This is a genomic window from Erwinia sp. MYb375 (genome assembly GCF_037479175.1).
In the GTDB taxonomy this organism is placed as follows: domain Bacteria; phylum Pseudomonadota; class Gammaproteobacteria; order Enterobacterales; family Enterobacteriaceae; genus Erwinia; species Erwinia rhapontici.
This window is the reverse complement of record NZ_JBBGZS010000022.1, coordinates 165,247-180,543: the sequence shown is the minus strand read 5'-3', so window position 1 is coordinate 180,543 and position 15,297 is coordinate 165,247. Positions and strand designations below refer to the sequence as shown.

Annotated in this window: 15 protein-coding genes; 4 read left to right on the top strand and 11 right to left on the bottom strand. The window is 52.6% G+C overall.

Annotated elements, in window-relative coordinates:
• Positions 1-274: 274 nt before the first annotated feature.
• A complete protein-coding gene (dapB, locus tag WH279_RS12840) occupies positions 275-1,096 on the bottom strand; it encodes a 4-hydroxy-tetrahydrodipicolinate reductase (protein WP_200641679.1) in 822 nt (273 codons plus the stop codon).
• 272 nt (positions 1,097-1,368) lie between these two features.
• On the opposite strand from dapB, the gene WH279_RS12835 reads away from it, so the two are divergent.
• From WH279_RS12835 to WH279_RS12825, 3 genes are read left to right on the top strand one after another with little or no spacing between them, the layout of a single operon-like run.
• On the top strand, positions 1,369-1,554 hold the full coding sequence (locus tag WH279_RS12835; protein ID WP_339457019.1) for a hypothetical protein: 186 nt from the start codon (positions 1,369-1,371) through the stop codon (positions 1,552-1,554).
• Entirely contained in the window at positions 1,548-1,751 is a 204-nt protein-coding gene (locus tag WH279_RS12830; protein WP_339457017.1) for a hypothetical protein, read from the top strand. Before WH279_RS12835 ends, WH279_RS12830 begins: the two co-directional genes overlap by 7 nt.
• The gene (locus WH279_RS12825) at positions 1,745-2,164 is read left to right on the top strand and encodes a hypothetical protein (RefSeq protein ID WP_339457015.1); all 420 of its coding nucleotides are present in this window, start codon (positions 1,745-1,747) and stop codon (positions 2,162-2,164) included. The genes WH279_RS12830 and WH279_RS12825 overlap by 7 nt, the downstream gene beginning before the upstream one ends.
• A 79-nt stretch (positions 2,165-2,243) precedes the next feature.
• Here the strand turns inward: WH279_RS12825 and ispH are convergent, their stop codons facing one another.
• From ispH to ribF, 5 genes are read right to left on the bottom strand one after another with little or no spacing between them, the layout of a single operon-like run.
• A complete protein-coding gene (gene ispH, locus WH279_RS12820; RefSeq protein ID WP_133842347.1) occupies positions 2,244-3,197 on the bottom strand; it encodes a 4-hydroxy-3-methylbut-2-enyl diphosphate reductase in 954 nt (317 codons plus the stop codon).
• The gene (gene fkpB / locus WH279_RS12815) at positions 3,178-3,648 is read right to left on the bottom strand and encodes an FKBP-type peptidyl-prolyl cis-trans isomerase (protein ID WP_200641682.1); all 471 of its coding nucleotides are present in this window, start codon (positions 3,646-3,648) and stop codon (positions 3,178-3,180) included. The genes ispH and fkpB overlap by 20 nt, the downstream gene beginning before the upstream one ends.
• 3 nt (positions 3,649-3,651) lie before the next feature.
• The gene (gene lspA, locus WH279_RS12810) at positions 3,652-4,158 is read right to left on the bottom strand and encodes a signal peptidase II (protein WP_339457091.1); all 507 of its coding nucleotides are present in this window, start codon (positions 4,156-4,158) and stop codon (positions 3,652-3,654) included.
• Positions 4,158-6,974: an isoleucine--tRNA ligase gene (gene ileS, locus WH279_RS12805; protein WP_200641683.1), complete on the bottom strand. Its 2,817-nt coding sequence runs from the start codon at positions 6,972-6,974 to the stop codon at positions 4,158-4,160. Before ileS ends, lspA begins: the two co-directional genes overlap by 1 nt.
• 36 nt (positions 6,975-7,010) lie before the next feature.
• Complete coding sequence (gene ribF, locus WH279_RS12800) at positions 7,011-7,949, bottom strand: bifunctional riboflavin kinase/FAD synthetase (RefSeq protein ID WP_200641684.1); 939 nt, start codon at positions 7,947-7,949, stop codon at positions 7,011-7,013.
• Between the two features lie 316 nt (positions 7,950-8,265).
• On the opposite strand from ribF, the gene rpsT reads away from it, so the two are divergent.
• A complete protein-coding gene (gene rpsT / locus WH279_RS12795) occupies positions 8,266-8,529 on the top strand; it encodes a 30S ribosomal protein S20 (protein WP_133842352.1) in 264 nt (87 codons plus the stop codon).
• 131 nt (positions 8,530-8,660) lie between these two features.
• On the opposite strand, the gene nhaA is transcribed toward rpsT, so the two are convergent.
• The 5 genes from nhaA to WH279_RS12770 all read right to left on the bottom strand — a co-directional run bounded on the left by nhaA (position 8,661) and on the right by WH279_RS12770 (position 15,255).
• Complete coding sequence (gene nhaA / locus WH279_RS12790; RefSeq protein ID WP_339457011.1) at positions 8,661-9,836, bottom strand: Na+/H+ antiporter NhaA; 1,176 nt, start codon at positions 9,834-9,836, stop codon at positions 8,661-8,663.
• Between the two features lie 221 nt (positions 9,837-10,057).
• Positions 10,058-10,348 carry a Bor family protein gene (locus tag WH279_RS12785; RefSeq protein ID WP_200641686.1) on the bottom strand — a complete coding sequence of 97 codons (291 nt, stop codon included), beginning with the start codon at positions 10,346-10,348 and terminating at the stop codon, positions 10,058-10,060.
• Between the two features lie 201 nt (positions 10,349-10,549).
• Complete coding sequence (gene dnaJ / locus WH279_RS12780; protein ID WP_200641687.1) at positions 10,550-11,692, bottom strand: molecular chaperone DnaJ; 1,143 nt, start codon at positions 11,690-11,692, stop codon at positions 10,550-10,552.
• Between the two features lie 107 nt (positions 11,693-11,799).
• Positions 11,800-13,713, bottom strand: a complete 1,914-nt coding sequence (gene dnaK, locus WH279_RS12775) for a molecular chaperone DnaK (RefSeq protein ID WP_339457009.1) — start codon at positions 13,711-13,713, stop codon at positions 11,800-11,802.
• A 237-nt stretch (positions 13,714-13,950) separates the two neighbouring features.
• Positions 13,951-15,255 (bottom strand): MFS transporter, encoded by a 1,305-nt coding sequence (locus WH279_RS12770; RefSeq protein WP_339457007.1) that lies wholly within the window; start codon positions 15,253-15,255, stop codon positions 13,951-13,953.
• Positions 15,256-15,297: the final 42 nt, after the last annotated feature.

Below are 15,297 nucleotides of genomic sequence, written 5' to 3'. Positions count from 1 at the left end.
TTACCCTGAAAGCATGACACATCCTGGCCATAAAATCGGTTGCCTGAGCGCTTGTGCATAATTTTGGGGAGCAGAGAGTAAAAAAGTGGACCAAATGGTCAAAAATAGCGTTTATGGTGGGTAAAAAACAGAGATAAATATAAATTATAACAATGACAGTCGTTTTTAATAACGAGTCGATTATTTTTACATAAATAAAAAGGGCAATAAAATTATTGCCCCTCCAATCAGAAAGTTATGATTGAAATAACCACATCACGATGGTACACAACACTTATAAATCATCAAGATTAAGGACACTGCGCATATCATGAAGCCCTGTTTTATGCGCTTTCAACCATATTGCTGCACGAACTGCGCCATTAGCGAAGGTCATGCGGCTTGAAGCCTTGTGGGTTATCTCTACCCGTTCGCCAACATCTGCAAACATCGCCGTGTGCTCACCAACGATATCTCCGGCACGTACAGTGGCAAAACCAATGGTCTGTGCTTCGCGCTCACCGGTGTAACCTTCGCGGCTGTAGACCGCATGCTCATTCAGGTTCCAGTTCATTGCATCTGCAATCGCTTCCCCCATCGCCAGCGCGGTACCCGATGGTGCATCAACTTTATGACGGTGATGCGCTTCGATGATCTCGATATCCGCGTAGTCACCCATCACTTTGGCGGCTTTCTCCAGCAGTTTCAGCACCAGGTTAACGCCCACACTAAAGTTGGCGGCAAACACGATGCCGATATCAGCAGAAGCGGCTTTGATGGCGGCTTTACCGTCCTCATCGAATCCGGTGGTACCAATAACCATCGCTTTTTTATGCTGACGACAAAATTCCAGATAATGCAGCGTGCCTTCCGGACGGGTGAAGTCGATCAACACATCGAAATCGTTCACGACGGCATCAAGGTTATCCGTCACGTTAATGCCCAGAGCACCACAACCTGCCAGCTCTCCGGCATCTGCGCCCGTCAGCGACGAACCTGAACGCACCAGCGCTGCGCCCAAACGCGCACCTTCAGACTGAACCGTTGCCTGAATTAGCTGACGCCCCATACGCCCTGCGGCTCCCACAATGGCGATACGGATTTCTGTATTACTCATATTTATTCATTCCTGACAGATTTCTATTCATTCAAGCCGCATACAGATTAACCAGCGGTTAACGTCTGCGCCACAATTAAAACCAGATAATAAGAATTTTACGCCAGCGCGTGAGGATTATCAGTAAAACAGATTTTGTCAGGATTGGGGAAGGGAAAATGGGATGGGCGTTGAGTGGATAAACAATGAAAATTGGCAGGCAGCCTTGCTCAAGCAGAACGGGCTACATAACATACAAAAAGATGACAACTCACTCAAAACAAGGACGAACCATGCTGTATATCGATGCCAATGGCTATATCGATGCGGTCAGGATTACCAAAAAGATTTTCCCGTCGCTTCATCACGGTAACATCGCCCATGTTAACGGCATTGTCGTTCATCAGACAGGGAGAGGAAAAAAACCTGGCCCGACCGCTTTCCGGCAAACACGGATGCAATTGGTATTGAAATGGTAGGACTGGCGGTAGAAGACCCAATAAATAAAAAGTCTAAAGACCTTATCTATAATCCTGTTACTGAACAGCAGAATGAATCACTTAAATGGCTGATCAGTCAGTTAAAAGAGTCGTTGGGCATCAGCACAAATGAAATTTATCGGCATCCGGAGATTGCAAGGAAAACGCCAACAGAGGCGAGTACCGCCAAATGGTAAGAATAAAAGGTATAATTAAAAAATTAATATTAATCAATATATTACTAATCCCCACTTACAGTCAGGCTCGATCGGTAACCTCGCTTAACATCACAAGCATCGGGAAAACGTTAAAACAAGTCACCAATGTCTATGAGATTAATGCCTGCAAAAAATTCGTGCCCACGCAGCAGCAGGCGATCAACTTTTTTAATCACGCCTATCCTGTTGAAGCTTATGTCGTCATGGATGCACGATATTCATCATGCTACGCCGAGGGGGATTTAAATTTTAGTGATGGATCTTTCGGTACATGGCGGTTGTATTCAAGTGGCACGGCCACCTTCGTTTTTGACCGTGGTGACGTTGTAAACCTCTTTTATGAACACAACACATGGTACGATCCGAATGAGGGTGGACATGATGATAAGTAATTGAAATTATTGCAATTTCACAACTTAAAGGAATAAGGCGACCGGAAAAAAGGTCGCCCCAGACAGAAGAAAATGCGCCCTACTCGACCTGGCGAACTTCCACGCGCAGTTCTTTCGGTACTTCAAACACAATGTTCTCTTCGCGACCAATCAGCTCGATGGCATCGACGCCACCCAGTGAGTTCAACCGTTCGATCACCTGTTGCACCAGGATGTCCGGTGCCGAAGCCCCCGCAGTGACGCCAACACAACCCACACCTCTCACCCACTCTTCCTGAATATCATCAGCGGAGTCGATCAGACGTGCCAGCTTGCCGGCACGCTGTGCCAGCTCTGCCAGACGGTTTGAGTTCGAGGAGTTTTTCGAACCGACCACCAGCACCACATCAGCGTCACGGGCCAGCGTTCGCACCGCTTCCTGACGGTTAGTGGTGGCGTAACAGATGTCGTCTTTACGCGGACCAACAATTTTGGGGAAACGGGCACGCAGCGCATCGATCACTTCATAGGTGTCATCGACGGACAGCGTGGTTTGCGTCATAAAGCACAGATTGTCTTCATCTTTAACCTGAAGTTTCCAGACATCTGCTGGCGCTTCCACCAGATACATTCCCCCTTTCGGGTTGTTGTACTGGCCCATTGTCCCTTCCACTTCCGGGTGGCCCGCATGACCAATCAGGATCGCTTCCGTTCCTTTTCGACTCGCACGCGCCACTTCCATATGCACCTTGGTGACCAGCGGACAGGTGGCATCAAACAGCATGGTCAGCTCACGCGCTTTCGCTTCAGCACGAACGGCCTGAGACACGCCGTGTGCAGAGAAGATCAGGATGGATCCATCCGGCACTTCAGCGATCTCTTCAATAAAGATCGCCCCGCGCTCACGCAGGCTATTGACCACATAACGGTTATGCACCACTTCATGCCGCACGTAGATAGGTGCGCCATACATCTCGAGCGCACGCTCCACAATGCTGATAGCGCGATCAACGCCTGCGCAGAAACCGCGCGGGTTAGCCAACAGGATCTGCATTGCTCGTCTCCCGTACCGGATCAATCTCCAGTACTTCTACGTCAAAGTGAATGGTCTGCCCGGCCAGAGGATGATTGAAATCAACGGTGATCGAATCACCGGAGATTTCACGGATCACACCAGGCATCTCGTTACCATCCATGCCGCTGAACAGCATGATGGCACCCATTTCCGGTTCCCCGGCCTGCACAAAGTCACGGCGCGAGAAATACTGGATCAGGTCAGGGCTGATACCGCCGAACGCATCGTCTGGATCCAGCGAAAAGGCACACGTCTCACCCGCTTTCAGCCCGAGAAGATGGCTTTCCAGCCCTTCGGACAGGCTGCCATCGCCGAGGCAAAACAGTGCCGGTTTACCGTGACTGCGCGTGGATTCCGCCGTGGAACCATCCGCCAGTTTTAAGGTGAAATGCACCAGCACTGCGCTGTCACGCTGTACAGAATCGGTCATGCCTTACCCTTTATTCTTAGCCTGTTTGCCGTTCGGGCTCAGGAACCCTTCCAGCACGATCAGCGCGGCACCAATACAGATACCGCAGTCAGCAATATTAAACGTGGCAAAGTGCCAGTCACCGACATAGAAATCGATGAAGTCCACCACAAAGCCATGATATGACCGGTCAAACAGGTTGCCCACTGCGCCACCCACAATCAGCGCATAGGCGATGTTATTCAGTTTATTGCTCGCGCTGGTGCGGTACATCATCACCAGCAGCACCACGACGATGGCAATGGCAATACCGGCAAAGAACCAGCGCTGCCAGCCACCTTTATCGGCGAGGAAGCTGAACGCCGCGCCGTAGTTGTGAGCATAAAAGAAGTTAAAGTACGGCATCACTGGCATCGATTCGTGCAGCATCAGATTATTCATAATCCACTGCTTGCTGGCGAAATCAATGACAATCACCACCAGCACCAGCCACAGCCAGCGCAATCCGGTTGAGAGAACAGGTCTGCTCATCATGCAAACTTACGCTGTTCGCCGCTGCCCGCGACGTTAGTGACACAACGACCGCACACATCGGCGTGTTCAGCGTTCTGGCCGATATCGCTAGTGTAATGCCAGCAGCGTGGGCATTTCTCACCTTCTGCTTTATGCAGGGCAATTTTCAGACCTTTTACCACGTCGCTCTGCTGCGCATCGTCTGTCGCCTGTGCATAGTCAGCCACCTGAGCCCCTGAGGTCAGCAGCACAAAGCGCAGCTCCTCACCCAGGCTGGTCAGCTTCGCCGCCAGGTCAGCATCAGCGTACAGCGTTACGCTGGCTTCCAGAGAACCACCGATACGCTTATCAGCACGCGCCTGCTCGATCACCTTATTGACTTCACCGCGGACTTTCAGCAGTTCAGCCCAGTAGCTGTCGTTCATTGGCTGGTTGTCTTCCAGGCTGAACAGCCCGTCGAACCACTCCTCGGTAAACACATACTGGCTGCGTTTGCCCGGCAGATAGCCCCAGATTTCATCCGCGGTAAAGGACATGATTGGTGCCATCCAACGCACCAGCGCTTCTACGATGTACCACAGCGCGGTCTGGCAGCTACGACGCGCCAGGCCATCTGACTTCGCGGTGTACTGACGATCTTTGATGATATCCAGATAGAATGAACCCATCTCAACCGAGCAGAACTGCATCAGACGCTGTACCACTTCATGGAAATCGTAGGCTTCGTAAGAAGCGACGATATCATTCTGTGCAGCCAGTGCACGGCCCACAGCCCAGCGGTCAACGATGACCATCTCTTCCGGTTTCACCAGATCGGTTTCCGGGTTGAAACCGGCGAGGTTCGCCAGGAGGAAACGCGCGGTGTTACGGATGCGACGATAGCTGTCGGCAGAACGCTTAAGGATTTCGTCAGAGACAGCAATTTCACCGGAGTAATCGGTCGATGCCACCCACAGACGCAGGATATCGGCACCCAACTTGTTCATCACGTCCTGTGGGCTGACGGTGTTGCCCAAGGATTTGGACATCTTGCGGCCCTGACCATCGACGGTGAAGCCGTGCGTCAGTACCTGGCGGTATGGCGCTTTGCCTTTCATCGCAGTGGAGATCATCAGCGAGGACATAAACCAGCCACGGTGCTGATCCGAACCTTCCAGATATAAATCAGGTTCGTTACCGCCAAACTCAGGGCGCGCATCAACCACCGAGTAACTGGTTGATCCTGAATCGAACCATACGTCCAGGGTATCCGGCACTTTAACGTAGTTGTCAGCATCAGCGCCCATCAGGTCGCGGGCATCGAGATCCCACCATGCCTGGATACCGTCCTGCTCAACCCGCTTCGCCACCTTCTCCATCAGTTCCAGAGAATCCGGGTGCAGCTGCTCAGTGTCTTTGTGGACAAACAGCGCCATCGGCACGCCCCAGGTACGCTGACGGGAGATACACCAGTCAGGGCGGTTAGCCACCATCGACTCAATACGCGCCTGGCCCCAGTCCGGGATCCACTGCACGCCTTTGATCTCTTTCAACGACTGCGCACGCAAGCCTTTCTGATCCATGCTGATAAACCACTGCGGGGTTGCACGGAAGATGATCGGCGTTTTGTGGCGCCAGCAGTGTGGGTAGCTGTGATGCAGTTTCTCAACATGCAACAGAGCACCCTTCTCACGCAGCAATTCAACGATCATATCGTTGGCTTTAAATACGTTAACGCCGTCCAGCGTCGGGTAAGTGCCTGGCAGGAAGCTGCCGTCCGGGCCGACCGGATTAGCGACTTCAATACCGTACTTCTGGCCAATCACATAGTCGTCCGGGCCGTGGCCAGGCGCAGTGTGAACGGCACCGGTACCGGCTTCCAGCGTCACGTGCTCACCCAGCACCACCGGAGAGGTGTGGCCGAGGAACGGATGTTGGAAGCCCATCAGTTCAAGGTCAGCGCCTTTCGCTTCACCCAGCACGGTCCATGCAGCCACGCCAACGCGCTTCATTACGCTCTCGACCATGTCTTTCGCTAGGATCAGGGCACGGCCCTCGATCTGCACCAATTGGTAGTCGAATTCAGGATGCAGAGAGATAGCGCGGTTAGCCGGCATCGTCCACGGCGTGGTGGTCCAGATCACCAGGGAAATAGGACCATCAACATGGCCTGCGCCAAATTTTGCCTGCACCGCGTCTTTCTCGACGGCATTGAACATCACATCGATAGACGGGGAGGTTTTGTCGTAATACTCCACTTCCGCTTCAGCCAGCGCAGAGCGGCAGTCCAGGCACCAGTGCACCGGCTTTGCGCCCTTGTGCAGGTGGCCGTTGCCGATGATCTTACCCAGGGCACGGATGATGTTGGCTTCGGTTTGGAAGTTCATCGTCAGATACGGACGATCCCAGTCACCCAGCACTCCGAGGCGGATAAAGTCGGCTTTCTGCCCTTCCACCTGCTCGGCGGCATATTTACGGCAGGCAGCACGGAATTCGGATGCGCTGACTTTCTCGCCCGGCTTACCGATCATCTGCTCAACTTTATGCTCGATAGGCAGACCGTGACAGTCCCAGCCTGGAACATACGGCGAATCATAGCCCGCCATGCCTTTCGACTTAACGATAATGTCTTTCAGAATCTTGTTAACGGAGTGACCAATATGAATGCTGCCGTTCGCGTAGGGAGGGCCATCATGCAGAATAAAGGTTTTTTTCCCTTTCTTGGCTTCGCGAATGATGCCGTACAGCTTGTCATCATACCAACGTTGCAGCATGCCCGGTTCGCGCTTGGCCAGATCGCCACGCATCGGGAACCCCGTTTCCGGCAAATTCAGGGTAGATTTATAGTCACTCATCAGATTCTCGGTTCCGTATGTCGGTTCTATGTAAACTTAAACCGATGTCTTCAGCCCAAAAAAAGTTCGGGCAGTCACCACATCGTTTGCAATTTGTTCTTTCAGTGCGTCGAGCGAGGCAAAGCGCTGCTCGTTACGTATTTTATCACGCAGTACCACTTCAATATGGCGCCCGTAAAGGTCGATAGAGACATCCAGCAGATGCACTTCCAGCTGCTGACGCAGCCCTGCAACGGTAGGTCGGGTGCCGATATTTGCCACACCGGCTAACGGATGTGACCCCAGCCCCAACACCTCCACGGCATACACCCCTTTGACCGGGGAGACGGTGCGACGTAGCGGCAGGTTAGCCGTAGGGAAACCTATGGTGCGGCCCAATGCATCGCCATGCACGACACGGCCAGAAATGCTGAAAGGACGCCCCAGCAGGGCATTGGCCATCGACAGGTTATCTTCTGCCAGTGCCTGGCGAATCGCCGTGCTGCTGATGCGTTTTCCGTCATCGCAGAATGTCTGGGTACTGATGACATCAAAGCCATACTCGACACCTGCATTCTGTAATAACAGGAAATCGCCCTGGCGACCAGCGCCAAAGCGGAAATCATCCCCTACAGCGAGGAACGCTACGCCCAGCTTATCGACCAGAAGATCGGCGACAAAGCTCTGTGCCGTCTGGGCCGCAAAGCGGCGATCAAAACGCACGCACAGCACGGCATCGACGCCGGCCTGTTCGAGGTAGCGCACTTTCTCCCTCAGGCGTGTCAGCCGTGCAGGGGCTTTTTCCGCCGCAAACAGCTCCAGCGGCTGAGGCTCAAACAGCATGACCATCACTGGCAAATTGCGCTGACGCCCTTCTTTGCACAGTTGCGCTAGCAGCGCCTGATGACCGCGATGTACGCCATCGAAATTCCCGATAGTCAGTACGCAGCCGCGATGCTGCTCTCTAAGGTTATGTATGCCGCGGATAAACTTCATGGCTGGCTCAAATTTGTGGAAATCGGCGGATTATACCTTGTACAGCCGTGAAGGTTAACCCACGAATTCGGGCTTTCATGCTTTCTTCTCCCCATTTCGCTCTGTAGGGTGCTGATCCAGCGTGGTATGATATTTTTCTTGTGAATAAGCTGTATTCGCCTGGATGAAGCTGGTAGAATCTTGCGCCATCGAAACGTAATCAAGTGCCACTGTTTGACCGGCGCTTATTTGCACAAATCCATTGACAACCGAAGGCGAAAAGGGCATATTCCTCGGCCTTTGAATTGTCCTCATAGAACTATTTGGGAGTTGGACCTTGGCTAATATCAAATCAGCTAAGAAACGCGCCGTAACGTCTGAGAACCGTCGCAAGCACAATGCTAGCCGTCGCTCAATGTTACGTACTTTCATCAAGAAAGTTTACGCGGCTATCGCTACTGGCGATAAAGCAGCTGCGCAGAATGCATTTAATGACATGCAACCAATTGTGGACCGTCAGGCAGCTAAAGGCCTGATCCACAAGAACAAAGCTGCACGTCATAAAGCAAATCTGGCTGCACAGATCAGCAAACTGGCTTAATGTCAGCGTGTTAATCAAGCTTTGATAAAGAAACCGCTCCGGCGGTTTTTTTATTTCTTTTTTTTGAGGGTACAGCCAGCAGGTGCGACCTGAAAAAGGCCACACCTACCGTTCCATCAGTTACCGCGTCATTAATGTGATGATTGCGGAGGCAGTTTAATCCGCAGCAGAATATATCCCACCACAGCAGACAGTACCGATCCGCTCAGGATCCCTAGCTTGGCCAGCGTGACCATCTCTTCATGGGCGGCGTCAAATGCCAGTGAAGCGATAAAGATAGACATGGTAAAGCCGATGCCACACAGCACACCCACAGCGGCAATATCCACCATCTTGGTGTTTTCCGGCAAAACGGCAATCTTCAGTTTCACTGACAACCAGCAAATCAGCGTGATCCCCAGCGGTTTACCCACCAAAAGACCCAGAATAATCCCCAACGGCACCATCGAGAACAATCCGTCAACCGAGACTCCCGTCAGGGAAACACCGGCATTGGCAAAGGCAAACAGCGGCAGGATAAGCCAGCTCACCCACGGGTGCAGACCATGCGCCAGTTCAATCGACGGCGAGTGCCCATCCTGTTTTTTCAGAGGAATAAACAGACCGACAATCACCCCCGCCAACGTGGCATGCACGCCAGACTTCAGCACTGCCACCCACAGCACCATCCCGACCAGCAGATAGACCGAGGTTTTACGCACACCACACAGGTTCAACAGGGCCAGCGCAACGATAGATGCCGCAGCAACTCCCAGCGAAACTATCGACAGGTCGTTGGTGTAGAAAAAAGCGATAATGACAATCGCCCCTAAATCATCGATGACGGCCAGTGCCATCAGGAACATCTTCAACGCCGGTGGCACGCGGCTACCCAGTAGCGCCAGAATCCCCAGCGCAAAAGCAATATCGGTGGCAGCAGGTATCGCCCAGCCGTGTATCGCCAGCGCGTCATTATGATTCAGAGCCGCATAGATCAGTCCCGGGGCCAACATACCGCCTAAGGCCGCAATCAGCGGGAACATCGCACGCTCCCGCCCCTTCAACGACCCCATCATCAGTTCGCGTTTCACTTCCAGGCCGATCATCAGGAAAAACAGTGCCATCAATGCATCATTGATCCATAACAGCAGATCTTTGTTGATATCCAGGGCACCGAAACGGAACTGCACCGGCATGGCCAGAATGGCCTGATAAGCCTGCTGAGTACTGGCATTATTAGCGAGGAACATAGCGACGGCCGCAGCGATAATCAGCACCACGCCGCCGGTAGCATCGTTTTTTAAGAGTTTTTTGAAAAAGAGGGTCATGACAGACTCCGCTGTTAATCTCAGTGAATAAGCTTCAGATGACCGACAGCATACGTGTTTAAACCGCTGGAAAAAAACAGTTTATACCCTCACACCACCTCAATATTGACGAGTTATTGAGAGGGAATGAAAAATAAGGCGCGGATAAATGCGAATCTCAGCCAGGTTAAGGACGTAAAAAAAGCCGCACGAAGCGGCTTTCTTACCACACTGTTAACAACTTACAGTGCGCAGTAAACGCGTGCTTCACGTGGGGTGTAAATACCTAAAGTCACGACAGCCAGCAGGCCGTTGACGAAGGTCTGCTGAACTTCAACGCGATCCACTTTATCCTCACCGCCACAGATTGCCGCAGCATCCAGCGTTTTCTTCTGGCCGATACCCGACACGAAGAAGTGGTGAGTGGTCACCTGCTTAGGTGCAGCAACCTGATTGTGTTTCAGCTGGACAGTTTGTTGAGCACAGCCAGAAAGCAGAACAGCGAAGGCGGCAATTGCCAGAATCTTTTTCATGAACCCAATTCCATTAGATAAATTGAAGCGACATCTAATAACAATCAGATACTCAATGCAACATTAAGAAATAATAATGGGACTTTCAAAGAGATTGCACCAAAAATTCACCTGAAAGAGAGATAAAAAAACAGGAAGGTAGGGGAATACAGAGGATTTATTGATGTATCGGCTCCCTGGCTTACCAGGGAGCCGTTGCGATTAACGAGTCAGATCGTCAAAGAACTTTTTCACGCCATCGAAGAAGCTTTTAGAACGCGGGCTGTTCTTCTCACCGGAGGGGCCGCCAAAGCTCTCTTCCAGTTCGCGTAACAGCGATTTCTGCTTCTCGCTCAGGCTGACTGGCGTTTCCACCACAACGCGGCATAACAGGTCACCCTGTGCACCACCACGTACTGATTTCACACCTTTACCGCGCATACGGAACAGTTTACCCGTCTGCGTTTCCGCAGGCACTTTCAAGTTCACGCGGCCGTCCAGCGTTGGTACTTCAATCTCGCCACCCAGCGCAGCCATCACAAAGTTGATTGGCACTTCGCAGTACAGATTGTTCTCTTCACGCTCAAAGATATTGTGCTTGCGCACCTGAACCTGCACATACAAATCGCCTGATGGCGCACCGTGCTCACCCGCTTCCCCTTCGCCGGTCAGACGAATGCGGTCACCGGTATCGACACCCGCCGGAATTTTCACCGACAGGGTTTTCGAACGCTCAACCCGGCCGTGACCACGGCAGGCGTTACACGGATCTTTAATCACCGAGCCACGACCATGACAGGTCGGACAAGCCTGTTGTACGGTGAAGAAGCCCTGACGCATCTGTACCTGGCCAGCACCGTGACAGGTTGAACAGGTTTGCGGTTTGGTACCGGCTTTCGCACCACTACCGTGGCAAACATCACACTCTTCCAGCGTTGGAATGCGGATCTCTTTGGTCACGCCGCGTACCGCTTCTTCCAGCGACAGCTCCATGTTGTAGCGTAAATCAGCGCCGCGTGCAGCACGCTGTTGACGGCGGCCTCCGCCAAAGATATCGCCAAATACGTCGCCAAAGATATCACTGAAGTCAGCACCGCCACCGCCGCCGAAGCCGCCATGACCGCCACCGCCCATACCGCCCTGTTCAAAGGCTGCATGTCCATACTGATCGTAAGCCGCACGTTTCTGCGCATCGGTCAGAATTTCGTAGGCTTCTTTGACCTCTTTAAATTGTTCTTCGGCACCTTCACCCTGGTTACGATCGGGGTGAAACTTCATTGCCAGGCGTTTATAAGCCTTTTTGATTTCACGCTCTTCCGCCGATTTGGAAACGCCTAAAACCTCGTAATAGTCTCTCTTCGCCATTGTTATTGATCCTGCCCTTAACATGCATGCACGGGCGTAGGATTTCTCCGACGCCCGTGCTGGTAATCAATGGCGCATGACGCGCCACCTTGCCCGCTCAAGGGCGATTATTTTTTGTTGTCTTTCACTTCTTCAAATTCAGCGTCGACAACATCATCGTCTTTCTTCGCGCCATCGGTCGCATCTGCTGCGCCGCCAGCGGCCTGCTGCTGCTGAGCGAACTCCATCAGCTTGCTGGACACTTCCATCAGAGCCTGGATCTTAGCTTCGATATCCGCTTTGTCTTCGCCTTTCAGCGCCGAGTTCAGTTCGGTCAATGCAGCTTCGATAGGCGCTTTGTCATCCGCTGGCAGTTTATCGCCCGCTTCGTCCAACTGCTTACGCGTGCTGTGTGACAACTGGTCGCCCTGGTTGCGTACCTGAACCAGCTCTTCGAACTTACGGTCAGACTCAGCGTTGGCTTCCGCATCACGCACCATTTTTTCGATCTCTTCGTCGTTCAGACCGGAAGAGGCCTTGATGGTGATTTTCTGCTCTTTACCGCTGTTCTTGTCTTTCGCTGACACATGCAGGATACCATCGGCGTCGATGTCGAAAGTGACTTCGATCTGAGGCATACCGCGTGGTGCGCTCTGGATACCGTCCAGGTTGAACTGACCCAGAGATTTGTTATCCGCAGCACGTTTACGCTCACCCTGCACAACATGGATGGTCACGGCAGACTGGTTGTCTTCAGCCGTTGAGAACACCTGGCTATGCTTGGTTGGGATAGTGGTGTTCTTGGCGATCAGCGACGTCATCACACCGCCCATGGTTTCGATACCCAGCGACAGCGGAGTCACGTCCAGCAGCAGTACGTCTTTTACTTCACCCGCTAACACGCCACCCTGAACCGCTGCACCAACAGCAACAGCTTCATCCGGGTTCACGTCTTTACGTGGCTCTTTACCGAAGAACTCGGTCACTTTCGCCTGAACCATTGGCATACGCGTCTGGCCACCAACGAGGATCACATCGTTGATTTCAGAGACGGACAGACCCGCATCCTGCAGAGCCACTTTCAACGGCTCGATAGAACGAGCAACCAGATCTTCTACCAGTGATTCCAGTTTCGCACGGGTCACTTTGATGTTCAGGTGTTTAGGACCCGTCGCATCAGCAGTGATGTACGGCAGGTTGACGTCAGTCTGCTGTGCAGAAGACAGTTCGATCTTCGCTTTTTCTGCCGCTTCTTTCAGACGCTGCATAGCCAGGGGATCGTTGTGCAGATCGATGCCCTGATCTTTCTTAAACTCAGCCACCAGGTAGTTGATCATACGGCTGTCGAAGTCTTCACCACCCAGGTGGGTATCACCGTTGGTTGCCAGAACTTCAAAGGTTTTTTCGCCATCAACTTCATCGATTTCGATGATAGAGATATCGAAAGTACCACCACCCAGGTCATATACCGCGATAGTGCGGTTACCCTGACCTTTATCCAGACCGTAGGCCAGAGCCGCTGCGGTTGGTTCGTTGATGATACGTTTTACTTCCAGACCAGCGATACGACCGGCATCTTTAGTTGCCTGACGCTGTGCATCGTTGAAGTATGCCGGTACAGTGATAACCGCTTCAGTCACTGGTTCACCCAGATAGTCTTCAGCCGTTTTCTTCATTTTTTTCAGCACTTCTGCTGAGATCTGTGGCGGAGCCACGCGCTGACCTTTCACGTCCAGCCATGCATCACCGTTGTCAGCGCCAACGATTTTGAATGGCATGATTTTCAGGTCACGCTGTACTTCTTCGTCCTGGAAGCGACGGCCAATCAGGCGCTTGATCGCAAACAGGGTATTCTGCGGGTTAGTCACGGCCTGACGTTTAGCAGGCTGACCTACCAGCGTTTCACCATCCTGGGTGTAAGCAATAATCGAAGGTGTTGTACGATCGCCTTCTGCATTCTCCAGTACACGCGCTTTGCCGCCATCCATGATAGCTACACAAGAGTTCGTTGTGCCCAGGTCAATACCAATAATCTTACCCATTTAAACATCTCCCACTTAAATTCAATTCAAATCAGCTTATGAACCATTAATGCGGGCATTTTTTACAGTTTCAACTGCTCGCCCTACGCTTTTTTTTCCAGGTCCGTCGCTTCGGATGCCAACTAAGATGGGGCCGGGCGACGCGGCATCAAGGGGGAGAACGAAAAAAATTTTCACTTTGCCCTAAAAAGCTAACGGGCCAGCCTGAGCTGACCCGTAAAACGCTACGCTGGCGCGTTATTGTGCGCTGATCTGCTTTAATAGTGCCTGTTGCCCGGCTTCACCTCGCAGCCAGCAGCCGACCAGAACGCCTATCCCCGCCAGTGCCAACACATAGTAAGCGGGTGACATTGGTGACAGCTTCAACATCAGCGTCAACGCCATCGGCGTCAGGCCGCCGAAAAAGGCGTAGGCGAAATTATAAGAAAAGGAGATACCGGTAAAACGCACTTTTGCCGGGAACGCACTCACCATCACGAACGGCACCACGCCCACCACACCGACACACAACCCGGCGACCGCATAGGCAATAAAGAGATATTCCGGCGACTGTGCAGCCACATGGAAAAACGCCCAACTGGAGGCGGCCATTAACAGGCTTCCCACTATCAGGGTAGTGGCAGCACCGATACGGTCCACCAAGGCCCCGGCAATAATACAGCCAAAAATCAGCATCACCGTTGCCAGGCTGTTCGCCTGAAGCGTCAACGCGGCGGGCAGGCCATGTAACTTTTGCAGTAATGCGGGCGCCATCAGCAAGACCACGACAATACAGGCCGACAATAGCCAGGTCAGCAGCATCGACACCACCACGCCATGGCTATGACGAAATAACACCGTGATCAACGGCAGCTCGGCTGAAAGCGTTTTACGCTGCTTCATCTGGAGAAAGACCGGTGTTTCATGCAGCCAGCGGCGCAGGTACATCGCCAGCAGGCCAAAGCCGCCGCCCAGGAGGAAGGGAATACGCCAGCCGGTTTCAGCGACGGCCTGCGCACTCATGGTGGTGGTAATCAATGTTGCCACCAGCGACCCCAACAGAATACCGAAGGTCAGACCGGCGGTCAGTGTTCCGCATGCAAAACCAATCCGTTTCTCCGGCACGTGTTCGGCGACAAACACCCAGGCACCCGGTACTTCACCGCCAATTGCAGCCCCCTGCAACACACGCAGCAGTAGCAGGAGTATCGGCGCAGCAATACCGATCGAGGCGTAGGTGGGCAGCAGCCCCATCGCCAGCGTGGGCAATGCCATCATCAAGATGCTCAGGCTGAACATTTTCTTGCGTCCCTGGCTATCCCCGAAGTGCGCCATAATCAGACCGCCCAGCGGGCGGGCAAGATAACCGGCAGCAAAAATCGCATAGGCCTGAAACTGACGCAACCAGTCAGGGAGACCTAAAGGGAAAAACAGGTCGCCGATGACGCTGGCGAAAAAAACGAAGATAATAAAGTCGTAAAATTCGAGTGCGCCACCCAGCGCAGCCAGAGTTAACGTCTTGTAGTCGTGCCGGTTGAGGTGACGCGCATGATCATGGGACATAATTATTCACGAAAATCCAGAGTCAGAAGAAAGCCGTATAGT

What these genes read in the sequence shown, in the direction of transcription:
- dapB (WP_200641679.1), bottom strand. Translation starts at nt 1,096, where the DNA reads ATGAGTAATACAGAAATCCGTATCGCCATTGTGGGAGCCGCAGGGCGT.
- WH279_RS12835 (WP_339457019.1), top strand. Translation starts at nt 1,369, where the DNA reads ATGCTGTATATCGATGCCAATGGCTATATCGATGCGGTCAGGATTACC.
- WH279_RS12830 (WP_339457017.1), top strand. Translation starts at nt 1,548, where the DNA reads ATGGTAGGACTGGCGGTAGAAGACCCAATAAATAAAAAGTCTAAAGAC.
- WH279_RS12825 (WP_339457015.1), top strand. Translation starts at nt 1,745, where the DNA reads ATGGTAAGAATAAAAGGTATAATTAAAAAATTAATATTAATCAATATA.
- ispH (WP_133842347.1), bottom strand. Translation starts at nt 3,197, where the DNA reads ATGCAGATCCTGTTGGCTAACCCGCGCGGTTTCTGCGCAGGCGTTGAT.
- fkpB (WP_200641682.1), bottom strand. Translation starts at nt 3,648, where the DNA reads ATGACCGATTCTGTACAGCGTGACAGCGCAGTGCTGGTGCATTTCACC.
- lspA (WP_339457091.1), bottom strand. Translation starts at nt 4,158, where the DNA reads ATGAGCAGACCTGTTCTCTCAACCGGATTGCGCTGGCTGTGGCTGGTG.
- ileS (WP_200641683.1), bottom strand. Translation starts at nt 6,974, where the DNA reads ATGAGTGACTATAAATCTACCCTGAATTTGCCGGAAACGGGGTTCCCG.
- ribF (WP_200641684.1), bottom strand. Translation starts at nt 7,949, where the DNA reads ATGAAGTTTATCCGCGGCATACATAACCTTAGAGAGCAGCATCGCGGC.
- nhaA (WP_339457011.1), bottom strand. Translation starts at nt 9,836, where the DNA reads ATGACCCTCTTTTTCAAAAAACTCTTAAAAAACGATGCTACCGGCGGC.
- WH279_RS12785 (WP_200641686.1), bottom strand. Translation starts at nt 10,348, where the DNA reads ATGAAAAAGATTCTGGCAATTGCCGCCTTCGCTGTTCTGCTTTCTGGC.
- dnaJ (WP_200641687.1), bottom strand. Translation starts at nt 11,692, where the DNA reads ATGGCGAAGAGAGACTATTACGAGGTTTTAGGCGTTTCCAAATCGGCG.
- dnaK (WP_339457009.1), bottom strand. Translation starts at nt 13,713, where the DNA reads ATGGGTAAGATTATTGGTATTGACCTGGGCACAACGAACTCTTGTGTA.
- WH279_RS12770 (WP_339457007.1), bottom strand. Translation starts at nt 15,255, where the DNA reads ATGTCCCATGATCATGCGCGTCACCTCAACCGGCACGACTACAAGACG.